Source organism: Amphritea sp. (assembly GCF_016744155.1).
Lineage (GTDB): Bacteria > Pseudomonadota > Gammaproteobacteria > Pseudomonadales > Balneatricaceae > Amphritea.
On record NZ_JADGEW010000006.1, the window covers coordinates 1 to 14475 of the forward strand.

Sequence of the window (14475 nt, forward strand, 5' to 3'; positions counted from 1 at the left end):
AGAAGTAGAACCTGCTCGTGCTAAAGCTGAAGCGCTGGGCGTTAAAGAGATCTACATTGAAGACTTGCGTGAAGAGTTTGTCCGCGACTTCGTATTCCCTATGTTCCGTGCGAATACCATCTACGAAGGTGAGTATCTGCTGGGTACTTCAATCGCTCGTCCACTGATCGCCAAGCGTCTTATTGAGATCGCTAACGAGACCGGCGCTGATGCTATCTCACATGGCGCGACCGGTAAGGGTAACGATCAAATTCGCTTTGAGTTGGGCGCATACGCACTGAAGCCTGGCGTTGAAGTCATTGCGCCATGGCGTGAATGGGATCTGACTTCCCGTGAAACCCTGATGAAATACTGTGAAGAGCATGATATTCCAGTTGATTTCTCCAGCAACAAGAAGAAGAAATCTCCGTACTCTATGGACGCTAACCTGCTGCACATCTCTTATGAGGGTGACATTCTGGAAGATCCATGGGCTGAAGCTGAAGATGATATGTGGCGTTGGTCTGTATCTCCTGAGGAAGCTCCTGATAAAGCGACCTATATGGAGCTGACTTATGAGAAGGGCGATATCGTTGCTATCGATGGTAAAGCGATGAGCCCGGCTACTGTTCTCGAGTACCTGAATAAGGTTGGTGGTGAGAACGGTATCGGTCGTCTGGATATTGTTGAGAACCGTTTTGTCGGTATGAAGTCCCGTGGTTGTTATGAAACCCCAGGGGGCACTATCATGCTGCGTGCACACCGTGCCATTGAATCCATTACATTGGATCGTGAGGCTGCGCATCTTAAAGATGAGTTGATGCCTCGTTATGCTAAAGTTATCTATAATGGTTTTTGGTGGTCTGAAGAGCGTAAAATGCTTCAGAATATGATCGATGCATCTCAGCGTTATGTTAACGGTGATGTTCGTCTGAAACTGTACAAGGGCAATGTAACAGTGGTTGGACGTCGTTCCGATGACACATTGTTTGATGAAAACATCGCTACATTTGAGGATGATGCAGGCTCTTACGATCAAAAAGATGCAGCTGGCTTTATTAAACTGAATGCGCTGCGTATGCGTATTGAAGCAGGTAAGGGCCGCGATCTATCATAAGTCGGTCTTTTGATCTGTATCGGTAAACCGAAAGCCTCGTTATGTCACCATAACGGGGCTTTTTTGTGCCTTAATCCCGTGGGTAGCGCTTTGATAATTGTCTGATTTATATGATACTTTGATATACGTCCCTTAATGTAGAGTTTATGGAAATCAGCTACTCAGATAAGTCAGTACTGATTGTTGATAATCGCCTGGAAGATCTTGCTGAACTCAAGATGATCCTGGGGAGCATGGGCGTGTCTAAAATTCAGGTCGCCTCCTCAGTTAATATGGCTCTGGTTCTGCTGCGGGAGCTGCAATTTGATCTCTGTTTTGTTGTTTATGATCTGGGAAAAGATCACAAGAACGGACTACAGCTGATTCAAGAAGCAACGGCTGAGGGAATCCGTAAGTTTTCTACTATCTTTACACTTGTTGTTGATCCGGAGCGTTCTAAACTTTTATTTGGTTCACTGGACAGCTCCCCAGATACCTACATATCTAAACCTTATGCTGAGCCTAAACTTCGTTTTCGTATTGAAAAGATTATGCGGATCAGAGAAGTGTTGTTGCCGCTGGAAGAACAACTGGACCAGGGTGAACTACAAGCGGCGCTGGAGATGTGTGGCAAGCTGATTCAAGGTTATCCGGGGCTGCATATGTATATTCAGCGGTTACGGGGAATTATTCTTCTTGAGTTGGGCCTTTACTCAGAAGCGGTACACCTGTTTGAAACTATTGTTGCTCAAAGAGACCAGCCCTGGGCCAGGGTAGGTCTGGGAATGTCCTTGTGCCATCTGGGTCATTATCTGAGCGCCCGTCACGCTTTGCAGCATGTAATTGATGAGTCCCATTTTTGTGTTGAAGCCTATACCTGGCTGGCCAGAACGTATAAAGCGTTGGGGGAACGGGGTGAAGCGATTGGACTGTTGCGCAAGGCAATTATGCTGCAGCCGACGGTGTCTGAATTACAGGGGGGGCTCGGTAGTTTGGCGGGGCAAAATCAGGAATGGAATGTTGCGATAGAGGCCTATGATAGCGCTATCCGATATGCACGTAATAGCTGTTTTCAATCAGACGAATACTATTTCAGTCTGGTTGCTGCTTTGTTAGCGCGGGATAAATTTGATAGCGAGATTGAAGAACATGCTATCAGGACGCTTGAAGATGTGGTGCTGGCTTTTCCGGAAGAGCCAATTGTTCAGTTTAAATCCCGTCTTATGGTCGCTCAGGTCTACCATAAAAGTGGGTCTTCAGATCGGGCTAATCTTGCGGCCAGGAGTGCATTTGATCTTTTTTGCGGGTTGGAACTGACCGAGAAGGCGGAGTGGGTTGAGCCATTTCTTGAAGGAATGGAGGGGACCGCTGTTGCCGCAGACGCTCAGGCGATGAAGCAGCAAGTGAATCGGGACAGTGCAGCGCTTGAGTGGGGGAAACTAAACCTTCAGGGGATGCTGGCTTATCGAAAGAAAGAGTACCGCAAAGCGCTGGGGTTCTTTGTGCGTGCTGATGGGATTTTACCGAACAATCCCAGTCTGACATTGAATTTAGTGCAGACGGCTCTGGAGCAGGCTCGGCATCCCGGTCCAGAATGTCATGAGTTACTGCTGCAGTGTGATAATGCAATGTATAGCATTAATTATGGTTCTTTGAGTGTGCGACAGCAGAAGCGTTATCTCTCTCTGTCCGATCGTTGCGCTGAGATGATTCGCTCTAAGGCGCAGTTAAAGCATGAGACTGAAACCGGTCTTTGAGTCTCATGCTTCTTCTAATTAGCTTAAATTAGATAGTGTCATCATCAGTAAGAATAGAGTTCGCAAGAGAACGTTTTTCCGGGCTGGTATCGTAAGCTGAACGTGCGAGTTTACGGGTCAGGAGCTTCTGTTGCGCGGCTTCTGGAAGGTCAGTAAACAGGATGGTGTTTTTTGAGATTAATAGCTCGATAAGATCCTCAATGATTCGGCTGACATCAGCATCTGATTTTTCCAAAAACTCTTGAGGGCTGCTAGCTTCATTGCTGTTGGATAGGAAGCTTACAACTTCAGGATCAGTTATATCCGCTACGGCAGAGTTGCCAACCTGATGCATTGACAGAGAAGTGATCTGTCCCTGTTCATTTCTGATTGCGTAGAGCATATCCTGATTTCCGCTGTTGTCTGGTTTAGTAAAGGCGCAAGTATGGCTGGGGTTATTCTGGGTGGTCAAGTCTGAACTGGCAGATTGAGTACAAAAGGTAAGGCCTGCTGAATTACTCACCCGACAGGCCTTTGATTGCATATTAAGCAGCGGCTATATAAAATCCCCACTCAATACGAGCTTCCTAAAGGGGTGCAGTGCAGATCAATCCAAAATTGATCGCGGCAGCCCTTTTTTATTGTGTCGAGAGATTATGAAATCCCATAAAGTTCAGCAAGCCCCCATTCCTATGCGGACAGTAGGTCCGATTAAAATTAGTGGGCATGTCCTTAACGAAAAGATAGCGGTACCACTGGCTACTTATGAAACTCCTCTTTGGCCCTCTGTTGGCCGGGGAGCCCGAATCTCGGTGCTGGCAGAGGAGGGAATTAAAACGACGGTTATTGATGAGCGGATGAGTCGCTCTATTCTGCTGGAAGCTGATGACGCTTTAGAGGCGCTTAAAGCGCTTGAATCGATTAAAGCCCGTAAAGATGATCTTAACGAGGTTGTAGCAACAAGCAGTCGTTTCGCAAAATTAATCGATATGAACAGTCAGATTGTCGCCAATCTGATCTACCTGAGACTTGAATTTAATACCGGTGATGCGTCGGGGCATAATATGGTGACTAATGCCGCCGATAAGTTGATTCCCTGGATTCTTGAAGAGTACCCACAGCTTCGCTATTCATCTATTTCTGCTAATTACTGTTCCGATAAGAAGGCCACAGCGGTTAACGGTATTCTCGGTCGCGGTAAGTATGTAGTGAGTGAGATTTTGATCCCCCGGGATGTTTGCGAGCGACGCCTTAAGACTACACCTGAAAAAGTGGTTGATCTTAATATTAAGAAAAACCTGATTGGTACTATTGTGGCGGGTGGCTTACGCAGTGCGAATGCCCACTTTGCTAATATGTTATTGGCGTTTTACCTGGCGACGGGGCAGGATGCCGCTAATATTATTGAAGGCTCGCAGGGTATTGTGCACGCGGAAGTACGTGGCGGAGACCTGTATTTCTCATGCACATTGCCCAACCTTATTATGGGTAGTGTGGGTAACGGTAAGGGAATCGACTTTGTTGAGGAAAATCTCCGTAAGCTAGGTTGTAAAGATGACCGGGAACCGGGCGCGAATGCACGTCGTTTGGCGGCTATCTGCGCTGCGACGGTACTCTGTGGAGAGCTTTCTTTGATGGCGGCTCAGACCAACCCGGGTGAGTTGATGGAATCTCACCTTAAAATGGAACGCTGATGTCTGATCAGACTAATGATCGAAAGATAGAACATATCAGGGCAATTGAAAACGATCCGTTAACAGATCGGGATGGGCGCTATTTTGATCAAATCCAGCTGAGCCACCGAGCACTGCCAAATCTAGCGTTGGATAGTATTGATACTTCGGTTGAGTTTCTCGGGAAGAAGCTGAGTTTTCCACTGCTTATCTCTTCGATGACCGGTGGTGACCATACGCTGATTAAAACTATCAATCGTAATCTGGCGGAAGCAGCTGAGCGCACCGGAGTTGCATTAGCGGTGGGCTCTCAGCGTGTTATGTTTACCCAGCCAGCGTCCCGTGAAAGTTTTGATCTGCGCCGTTATGCGCCTAGTACTGTGTTGCTGGGTAACATAGGAGCGGTACAGCTTAATTATGGTTTTTCTTTGGAGCAGTGTCAGCAGGCGGTAGAGCTGTTAGGGGCTGACGGGCTATATTTGCATCTCAATCCACTGCAGGAAGCGGTACAGCCGGAAGGTGATACCGATTTTTCTGAACTTCAGGCAAAAATTGCCGCAGTTTCAGCGGGTCTGAATGTGCCTGTTCTACTAAAAGAGGTAGGGGCAGGGCTTTCTCCGCAGGATATCGAGGCGGGTCTGTCCGCCGGTATCAAGTGGTTTGATCTGGCGGGTTGCGGCGGTACCTCCTGGAGTAGAATAGAGCATCATCGGGGTGCGGATAGGGGTGATGATCTGGGGCTTTGTTTCCAGGATTGGGGTATTCCCACTCCTCAGGCGCTAAAATTGGCCCAACCCTATCAAAATAGTGCAGGTTTCATCGCTAGCGGCGGTCTCAGGGATGGGATTGATATGGTTAAATCTGTTATACTCGGCGCCTCGCTGTGCGGCATGGCCGCTCCCTTCCTCAAACCCGCGATGGATTCTGCGGATTCTGTGGTTAAGGTGATAGAACAGCGCCGGCGTGAATTCACCACAGCGATGTTTTTGCTGGGCATGCCGGATGTGAATAGTTTATTTATGAATCGGGCTCTCATTCTGGGCGAGCGTTGAGGATTTTAAGTACGTATGTCCGTCGGTATTGATGAAATCAGCTTTTACACCTCTAATTATTTTCTGGATCTGAAGAACCTTGCAACGGTTCAGGAAATTGATGCTGAAAAGTATTATCAGGGGATAGGCCAAGAAAAAATGGGCATGCCTGCCCCGGATGAAGATGTAGTGACTATGGCTGCAAACGCTGCCCTGCCTCTCATAGAGCGGGTGGGTACAGATGCTATCAGCACTGTGATGTTTGCGACCGAGACTGGTATCGATCAGTCAAAGTCTGCTGGTGTCTACGTTCACCGTTTGCTTGGTTTAACGCCGAATTGTCGCGTCGTTGAACTGAAACAGGCATGTTATAGCGCCACCGCAGCGATCCAGATGGCTTGTGCTCTTGTTGCTCGCCAGCCGGAAACGAAAGTGCTGGTGATTGCGTCAGATGTTGCCCGCTATGATTTGGGTACTTCCGGTGAGGCGACTCAGGGCTGTGGTGCTGTTGCGATGCTGATTACAGCGAACCCTCGTCTGGTTGAACTGGACCCCGAGGTCGGCAACCACACCGAAGATGTGATGGACTTTTGGCGCCCTAACTACCGTTCTACCGCACTGGTTGATGGTAAGTACTCCACTAAAATTTATTTGAAATCGCTGAAATATGCCTGGGCTCACTTCCGTGAAGTCAGCTCGGTGGCGTTTAGTGATATGCAACATTTCTGCTACCACCTGCCTTTTACCCGTATGGCTCAAAAGGCACATAAGCATCTGGCGCGTATTAATCAGAGTAATCTGACACCCGAGCTGCTGGATCTTCAGGTAGAAGATACCCTGTTATATAACCGTATCATCGGTAATAGTTACACCGCATCGATGTATATTGGCCTGGCGTCACTGCTGGAAAACTGTAAGCAAAATCTGGCCGGTAACCGGGTAGGTTTTTTCAGTTACGGTTCCGGTTGCGTTGCAGAGTTTTTCTCAGGCACGGTTGTTGCCGGTTACGAGAACTACCTGCACAAAGACCGTCACCAGTTGATGCTAGAGGCACGTAGCGAAGTCTCTTATGATGAATATCTGAAGCTTTATAATGATGTCGATCCGGTTGATGGTGGCGAGCATGTTAAGGCTGAAGGTACCACCGGGCGATTCCGTCTAGTGGGTATCTCCCATCATAAACGTGAATACATCTCCTGCTAAGGAACCCTCTTCATGAAGGCGTGTGCCCCGGGTAAGCTGATTCTCAGTGGTGAACACTCAGCAGTTTACGGGGCCCCGGCTATCGCTTTGGCGGTAAACCGTTATATCAAATGCAATGCAGAACAGACTCAAACCGACGGCCTTAGTTGGCATCTGCCTGAAGCGGGTTGGCAAGGGCACATCGGTTGGTCAGATCTGCGTCAGTTAGTCTCCTACCTCGATTATCGTTTTAGCCTCTTTGAAGCGGGTGAATTAACGGCCGGTGATATCCTTGAAGCGCCTCAGCAGTTGGCTTTGTATGCTTTGGGGCTGTGTCTGCCTGACGCTTCTCCTGAAACTGGATTGCAGCTGGAGATCTATTCTCAATTGCCGCTCGGATCAGGTATGGGTTCTTCCGCAGCGCTGGGTGCCGCGGTTACCTCTCTCGGTCAAAACCTCTTTTCTAAACCTTTCAATACCGCTGAGCTTTTTCAACGGGTGCGTTACTGTGAACGCCTGTGTCATGGGCGTGGCGGGCTCATCGATGCCGCGACCGTGAGTTATGGTGGTCTTGTGAAGGTCACTAACGGTCAGGTTCAGCCATTGTCGCTACAGCTGGGTGCAGGTTGGTACTATATTCACAGTGGAACACCTGAAGCCGGCACCGGCGACTGTGTCGATTTTGTCCGTAGTCGTTTCGGCCAGTCTAGTATCTGGCAGGATTTTAGTGCGATTACCAAACAGCTGACGGATGCTATCGTTAAAGGTGATGACCCCCGTGAACTACTTAGGGAAAATCATCGCCTATTAACTCAGATCGGGGTAGTGCCAAAACCGGTCCAGCAGTTTATTGCTACGGTTGAACAATTGGGTGGTGCTGCGAAAGTGAGCGGAGCCGGTTCTGTTAAGGGTGTTGGGGCCGGTGCTTTGATCGCCTATTCTCCAGAGATCGACCTTGCAGAGCTTTGTGAACAAAACGGTTATTCAATCATGGCGATTGAAGAGGACAGTGAAGGAGCCCGTCTTGAAGATTAAAGTCACAGCCCCTGGTAGTCTGATGTTGATGGGGGAGCACGCAGTCTTGTTTGGGCAGCGGGCGCTGGCCTGTGCAGTGGACAAACGTATCGCGGTCACGCTAACTCCTCGCACAGATCGCAACGTTAATATCGATTCAGCTTTGGCTCAGTACCACTCGAGTCTTGACCCGTTGAAGTCTGAGCCGGCGCTCAGTTTTGTTCTGGCCGCGATAGAGCGCCAGGCTGCACGGTTACCGAGTGGGTTCGATCTGCAGATACGTTCTGAATTTTCTCATACCGTGGGGTTGGGTTCTTCTGCGGCGGTAACGGTGGCGGTTGTGACCGCGCTGCAAGCTTATACAGGCAGTAGGTGTGAAGATCAGCAGGCGCTGTTTAATGAAACCCTGGCGGTGGTCCATCAGGTGCAGGATGGTCGGGGGTCAGGTACCGATCTGGTAGCTGCGGTCTTTGGAGGTGTGGTTGGGTATACCGTTGCCACTGCCGATACCGCCCCTCAGATACGGGCATTGCAGGGCATACCCACTATTAGCCTTTTTTACGTCGGTTATAAGATGAAAACCCCGGATGTATTGAAGCGGGTTGAAGGCTTCTCGGCTCAGTCGCCGGAACTCTATGCTGAACTGTACCGCTTGATGGGGCAAACCGCCGAGCAAGCCGAATTGGCTGTGGATAACACGGACTGGCCGCAATTTGGTCGCCTGATGAATATCTACCAGGGACTAATGGATGCGCTGGGCGTAAATGACCGCAACCTGGCCGAGATAATCTATGCATTAAGAAGTTCTCCAGATGTCCTTGGTGCCAAAATATCCGGTTCAGGCCTGGGTGATTGTGTTCTGGCTCTAGGGAACCCATCAGACTATCAGTTATCTTATGAACAAATACCTGTGGCTGTTTCTCAGAAGGGTGTGACCGTTGAATATATCTAAAGACAGCTCTAAAGCTATCACTAAAGAAAGCGTAATCGAACGCTATCTGCCAGCTACTGTAGTGCCGGTGGCGGACAGCATAGATACCGTATTTGCACCGAGCAATATTGCCCTGTGTAAGTATTGGGGTAAGCGTGATGCTGAGCTTAATCTGCCGATTAACAGCAGTTTGTCGATATCTCTTGCCCATCTGGGTAGTAAAACCCGTATCTCGGTTAGCGATACTGATCAGGTCTGGCTGAATGGCAATTTGGTGGCTGCGGATGATAAGTTTTCCCGCAAAGTTATCAACTTTATTGAGCTGTTTCGCCGTGGTGCCGCTCACCCAGTTAAAGTAGAAACCGAGAATAATATTCCTACCGCTGCCGGATTGGCCTCATCCGCTTCCGGCTTTGCGGCATTGATGCTGGCGGTTAACGCTTTCTATGGCTTGGATTTGGAGCCTCAAGTGCTGTCCGCTTTTGCCCGTATGGGTAGTGGCAGTGCTAGTCGTTCCCTCTATGAAGGCTTTGTCGAATGGCAGATGGGAGTTCGCGAAGATGGTATGGATAGCTTTGCGCTGCCGTTAACGAGTCGCTGGAGCGATTTGAGAATCGGCCTGGTAAAGGTGAGCACCGGAGAGAAGGCAGTAGATTCCCGTTCAGGCATGAATCGGACAGTAGATACCGCTCACCTGTATCAGAGTTGGCCATTGCAGGCAGCGGCGGACCTTGAACGATTACACCGGGCGATTGCCGATCAAAATTTTACTCTATTGGGTGAAACCGCCGAGCAAAACGCGCTCTCTATGCATGCAACGATGATAGCTTCCTGGCCGCCGTTACTCTATTGGCAACCGGACTCCGTCGCTGCAATGCAAAGCATCTGGCAGGCAAGGGCAGAAGGCGTCGAGCTCTATTTCACTATGGATGCGGGGCCGAATATAAAACTATTGTTTACCGCTGATGCTGAAGCTGAAGTTATACAGCGTTTCCCTGGCCTGGAGGTTGTTGCCCCCTTTGGCTGAGCCAATGCGGTCTAATCAGCCTAAGTCTGGGGAACATAGCGAAGCCAGCGGCTTTATTCTCACGCGTCAGCAGTTTGATACTTCTGAGGGAATTAGCTTTCAGTTTTGGCTGAAAGGTCCTCAGGGTGCATTTCCCGTTACGGTGGCTGGTCAGGAAGCGGTCTTCTTTGTCCTCGAAGAGGATTTTCCCCGAATCGAGCCATTACTCGAACCTGTTACCGATTGGCGCTTAAAACCCCTACCTCTGAAAGATCTTGAACAACGTTCCATCTGTGGCATTTACAGCCGTTCAATCGCCACCTATCGAAAACTGACAGACCTGTTGCAGACCTATGGTATCTCGATGATCGAGGAGGATATACGTCCTGTTGATCGTTTTCTCATGGAGCGTTTCATTCAGGATAGTGCCCGGGTGCGTTTCTCTGAAAATTCGGCACAACTGCTACCGACAGATTATGACCCTCAGCTGACGATGCTATCGGTGGATATTGAAACCACGATGCGGGCAGACCGAATTTTCTCCATTGGACTCTATTCAGACCGATACAGTAAAGTGCTGATTGTCGGCGAGGGGCCGAATGAACCCTGGCTAGAGTATGTAAACGATGAGCGAGCATTGCTGCAGGCGTTTATTCGGGAAGTAGAACGCTGTGATCCCGATATATTCATCGGTTGGAATGTCGTCGGGTTCGATTTTCGGGTGTTGGAAGAACGGGCCCGAAGACTCCAGGTGCCCATGAATCTGGGCCGTGATCGCAGTCGTATACAGGTTATTCAGTCGGGCAATGGGAAGTGGTTTTGCCGTATTGCCGGACGGGTGGTGCTGGATGGTATCGATACCCTGAAGGGCGCAACCTATCAATTTGAAAGCTTCTCCCTTGAGAATGTCTCTAATCAACTACTGGACAGAGGCAAGTTGCTCGGTCATCAGCAAGATGATGGACTCACCCTAAATAAGGGGGAAGAGATTCAGCAGGTTTACCGGGAAAACCCCCGTCAGTTGGCAGAATATAATCTGGAAGACTGCAAGCTGGTCTGGGATATATTTGAACACGCTAAGTTGCTTCATTACCTGATAGAGCGCAGTCGTTTGACCGGTCTGCCATTAGATAAGGTGGGCGGTTCTGCGGCTGCTTTTGATAATCAGTATCTGCCTCGTCTGCATCGCAAAGGTTATGTTGCTCCTGTGTATGCCTCCGGTGAATCGCAGATGGGCGCCCCCGGCGGTTATGTAATGGAATCCCGGCCCGGTCTCTATAATCAGGTACTGGTGCTGGACTTTAAGAGCCTGTATCCCAGTATTATTCGTACTTTCATGATCGATCCTTTTGCATTGGCGGAAGGGACCGGCACCGAGTGTCCCCCGGAAGAGTTGGTGCCGGGTTTTAATCACGCCATTTTTAATCGTAAAGAGGCGATACTGCCCGGTATTATCGAACGGCTGTGGCAGGCAAGAGATCGTGCAAAAGCTGAAAAGAATGCGCCGTTGTCCCAGGCGATTAAGATCATCATGAATAGCTTTTATGGGGTACTCGGCTCCAATGTTTGTCGCTTCTTTGATCAGCGTCTTGCCGGCTCAATTACCCTGCGAGGCCACGAGATTCTCATCCGTACCCAGGAAAAAATCGAGGAAGAGTTTGGTTACCAGGTGATCTATGGCGATACCGACTCGGTGTTTGTCTGGCTGGGAGATGATTTCCCTTTGGATAAAACCCAGCAAGAGGGGCGTCGCCTGGAAATCTTTCTTAATCAGTGGTGGCAGGAAGAGGTGCAACAGCGTTTCGGCTTGCCCTGTCATCTGGAACTGGAATACGAAACCCATTACCGACGTTTTTTTATGCCGACCATGCGAAACTCTGAGAAAGGCACTAAGAAGCGTTATGCGGGTATTCGTCATTTTGTCGATGGCAGTGAAGAACTCGTTTTCAAAGGGCTTGAAACGGTACGCTCAGACTGGACGCCCCTGGCACGAAGGGTGCAGCGAGAGCTTTACCGGTTAATTTTCAGTGATACACCCTATACCGATTACCTTAAGCAGATCGTTATTCAGATGAAAGCGGGGGAGTTGGATGAAGAGCTGGTTTATCGTAAACGCCTGCGCCGCCCGTTAGATGAGTACAGTAAGAATCGTCCGCCCCATGTGCAGGCGGCCCAAAAACTATTTGACCATCTTTCTAAAAGAAGAAAGTTGGATACTTTCTCTTCCGGGACTTATATCGAGTACCTGATCACTGTGAATGGCCCAGAACCGGTCTCTATCACAACCTCTTTAATCGATTATCAGCACTATTTTGATCGCCAGTTGGTGCCTATCGCCGATGGAATATTGATGTTCATGGATGACAGTCTTGATGGCATCGCCGCTCCCCAGATCAGTCTTTTCTGACTTTTTACTTCTCTTCTCTGCGTAAAGTTGATGATATTCTGATCGGTAATGATGAGGGCTTGAAGGTTAGAATGTGGACTGGCAATTAGATGAGGTGATCAAGATACGTATCTCTACTGGCGAGAAACCGTGACACTGACGGCATTTATATTGATTTTAATCTCTGCATTGTTTCATGTGGGTTGGAATCTGATCGGCAAAAGGGTTGCGCAAACGCTGCTTTTCTATATCTGGGCGATGGCGGCAGGTGGGTTGATGTTCAGCCCGATTCTTATTTTTCATGATGTTCGATTGATGGGGCTTCCAAGGGATTTCTGGTGGTTGCTCTGTTGCTCCGGCTTGTTTCAGGGGCTCTATCTTATCGGCTTAGCACGGGCCTATCGTTCCGGGGATATGAGTATGGTGTATCCCCTGGCTCGGGCGCTACCGGTAATTCTGGTACCGCTGGTAATCGTGATCCTCCACGGCAGTACTGCGGTTACCGCTGTTGAAGGCCTGGGAATGTTGTTGATTCTGACTGGTGCGATCGCCTTGCCTCTGAGCCGCTGGAAAAACTGGCGCCCCAGGTTCTATCTGCAACCGGTGATGTTCTGGGTTCTGCTCGCAGCGGCGGGTACTGCAGGTTACTCCATCGTTGATAGTATGGCGCTGAAGATTATGCGCGATACAGGTATGAGCGCGTTTCAGGCGGGCAGTAGTTTTGTTGTACTGCAGGCTGTGACAACGGTTAGCTGGATGGTTCTGCTGATTGGCATGATACCGGGCGAGCGACTCAGGGGGCTGCAACAGAAGAGGATGGCCATATTGGCCGGTGTCTTTATCGTCGGCACCTATATGCTGGTGCTGACCAGTATGACTCTGGTTACAGAAGTCAGCTATGTGGTGGCCCTGCGACAGATCAGTATCCCACTGGGTGTGATTATCGGTGCAATCTGGCTGCAAGAAAAAATGAGTCTGCCCCGTATTCAAGGCACAGTGTTAATGCTAACCGGTCTGCTGCTGGCTTCTATTTAAAGATAGATCCTGAGTAGTCTATTAAAAAGAACGTTGTTCTGATCCCATTGGTTATTGTCATCGTTCGAATCTATCTTTGAAAAATCGATCGTTTTCTCTGTATATAGCACGCCCCATCTTATCTGGCAGGAATAAACGATCCTTCTCAGATCTTACGCCTTTAATATCAGCCAAAGTCTCAAGCGACAGCTTCCTGATGCCGAGCGATTGAAGCTCAGCAGGTATCTGGAATTGATTAAGAATTTGCAAACAGTTTGAATCATTACAAATCAGATCAAGCGATCGGGGTGCGCTAGTGCCAATTTGAATCCCGCTCCACTTTTCACCTTGTATAAGGCTGTATTCGGCTTGTATTGAGGCCGACAGGGGTAGAGTAAACAAAAGCACCATAACCAGCGCTGAAAGCCTATTTTTTCTAGACATAGATCCTCCATAAAACTAAATAAAAAGGCGATACTGCAACCGTTCTTCGGGTACTTATTAGGACCAAAGGCCGAGCATATCGTTCATATTATGGGTAAAAGACGCTGATTTACCTTGGCTGTGGTTTAGGTAATACCTCTGAGCTGTTGTGCTGATGTCTCGATAACTGCTCCATTGGCCAGGCTAACGCTATAAGTTTATCGTAAACGACGGGCTTTAAATGCCTGCCATAGTAATGCGAAGGGCAGCAACACTTCGCCTAAAAATGTATATTGCGCAATAAGGTATTCGTCGGTCGCAAAAGCGAAAAAGGTGAGGGTATCCACGCAATAGCCAACCCCCGCAATGACCAGTAACACGCCAATGATTTTTGGCAGAAAGTCACTGCGATACACCAGATATCCCATCGGTATTAACCAAAGCCCCCAGAATATATGAGCGATCATGATGCCCTGCTCATGTAGCTGTAACAGAAACAGGGCTGTAGCTTGAATCTGTTCCGATGAGAACAGGTCGCTCAGGCCATCAGATCTGATGATAAGCAGTGCTGCGAGATTACTGATTTCATTCAACATGGCTATGGGTACGGATACCAGGGTGAATAACAGCATAAATAGTGCAGCGACTGCACCGTATGGGCGCAGCAAGTAATAGAGTGCAGCGACCAAGAACAACTGAACGACCTGAATGGCGAACGCGCTCAGAACGCTGAATCGTATGACTGTCTCATAGTCTGTCAGGTTGGTAAAAGTCTTGGCTGCGTCACCCGCAACGTGCACGAATTCTGGAACATACATGATACCGAATATGCCCATCGGAATGAGTAGCAGGTATAAGCTGCCTGCCAGTTGTGCCAGGCGAATATCGTTCAATGACTTCATGGTTACCTTTCCAGTATTACTTTTGTAGATGATTGAATTAAGTTTACCTAGTACTTTATGCAGGTTAAATTGACGTTAATTGCCTAATAGATATGCGTATTT

The 14475-nt window shown here is 48.8% G+C and carries 13 protein-coding genes; 10 read left to right on the forward strand and 3 right to left on the reverse strand.

The window, feature by feature from the left end; translation table 11 throughout:
* Both QZZ54_RS06800 and QZZ54_RS06805 read left to right on the forward strand, forming a co-directional pair.
* The coding region (locus tag QZZ54_RS06800; protein ID WP_290700648.1) for an argininosuccinate synthase at window positions 1-1096 on the forward strand (1096 nt) is incomplete at its 5' end.
* A gap of 146 nt (window positions 1097-1242) precedes the next feature.
* Window positions 1243-2832 carry a hypothetical protein gene (locus QZZ54_RS06805; protein WP_290700650.1) on the forward strand — a complete coding sequence of 530 codons (1590 nt, stop codon included), beginning with the start codon at window positions 1243-1245 and terminating at the stop codon, window positions 2830-2832.
* Window positions 2833-2860: 28 nt separating this feature from the next.
* Here QZZ54_RS06805 and QZZ54_RS06810 read toward each other — a convergent pair whose 3' ends face one another.
* A complete protein-coding gene (locus tag QZZ54_RS06810) occupies window positions 2861-3334 on the reverse strand; it encodes a hypothetical protein (RefSeq protein WP_290700653.1) in 474 nt (157 codons plus the stop codon).
* Window positions 3335-3467: 133 nt separating this feature from the next.
* On the opposite strand from QZZ54_RS06810, the gene QZZ54_RS06815 reads away from it, so the two are divergent.
* The 8 genes from QZZ54_RS06815 (at window position 3468) to QZZ54_RS06850 (ending at window position 13069) form a co-directional block, all read left to right on the forward strand.
* The gene (locus QZZ54_RS06815; protein WP_290700656.1) at window positions 3468-4505 is read left to right on the forward strand and encodes a hydroxymethylglutaryl-CoA reductase; all 1038 of its coding nucleotides are present in this window, start codon (window positions 3468-3470) and stop codon (window positions 4503-4505) included.
* Window positions 4505-5536: a type 2 isopentenyl-diphosphate Delta-isomerase gene (gene fni, locus QZZ54_RS06820; protein WP_290700659.1), complete on the forward strand. Its 1032-nt coding sequence runs from the start codon at window positions 4505-4507 to the stop codon at window positions 5534-5536. The genes QZZ54_RS06815 and fni overlap by 1 nt, the downstream gene beginning before the upstream one ends.
* A gap of 15 nt (window positions 5537-5551) precedes the next feature.
* Window positions 5552-6718 carry a hydroxymethylglutaryl-CoA synthase gene (locus tag QZZ54_RS06825; RefSeq protein ID WP_290700662.1) on the forward strand — a complete coding sequence of 389 codons (1167 nt, stop codon included), beginning with the start codon at window positions 5552-5554 and terminating at the stop codon, window positions 6716-6718.
* 12 nt (window positions 6719-6730) lie between these two features.
* Window positions 6731-7732: a mevalonate kinase gene (locus tag QZZ54_RS06830; RefSeq protein ID WP_290700665.1), complete on the forward strand. Its 1002-nt coding sequence runs from the start codon at window positions 6731-6733 to the stop codon at window positions 7730-7732.
* On the forward strand, window positions 7722-8663 hold the full coding sequence (locus QZZ54_RS06835; RefSeq protein ID WP_290700668.1) for a GHMP kinase: 942 nt from the start codon (window positions 7722-7724) through the stop codon (window positions 8661-8663). Before QZZ54_RS06830 ends, QZZ54_RS06835 begins: the two co-directional genes overlap by 11 nt.
* Window positions 8650-9669: a diphosphomevalonate decarboxylase gene (gene mvaD, locus QZZ54_RS06840; protein WP_290700671.1), complete on the forward strand. Its 1020-nt coding sequence runs from the start codon at window positions 8650-8652 to the stop codon at window positions 9667-9669. The genes QZZ54_RS06835 and mvaD overlap by 14 nt, the downstream gene beginning before the upstream one ends.
* Before the next feature lie 4 nt (window positions 9670-9673).
* Window positions 9674-12055: a DNA polymerase II gene (locus tag QZZ54_RS06845; RefSeq protein ID WP_290700673.1), complete on the forward strand. Its 2382-nt coding sequence runs from the start codon at window positions 9674-9676 to the stop codon at window positions 12053-12055.
* A 129-nt stretch (window positions 12056-12184) separates the two neighbouring features.
* The gene (locus tag QZZ54_RS06850) at window positions 12185-13069 is read left to right on the forward strand and encodes a hypothetical protein (protein WP_290700676.1); all 885 of its coding nucleotides are present in this window, start codon (window positions 12185-12187) and stop codon (window positions 13067-13069) included.
* 57 nt (window positions 13070-13126) lie between these two features.
* Here the strand turns inward: QZZ54_RS06850 and QZZ54_RS06855 are convergent, their stop codons facing one another.
* Together QZZ54_RS06855 and QZZ54_RS06860 are read right to left on the reverse strand one after the other, a co-directional pair.
* Window positions 13127-13492, reverse strand: a complete 366-nt coding sequence (locus QZZ54_RS06855) for a hypothetical protein (RefSeq protein WP_290700679.1) — start codon at window positions 13490-13492, stop codon at window positions 13127-13129.
* 197 nt (window positions 13493-13689) lie between these two features.
* On the reverse strand, window positions 13690-14373 hold the full coding sequence (locus tag QZZ54_RS06860) for a DUF4386 domain-containing protein (protein ID WP_290700682.1): 684 nt from the start codon (window positions 14371-14373) through the stop codon (window positions 13690-13692).
* Window positions 14374-14475 lie beyond the last annotated feature (102 nt).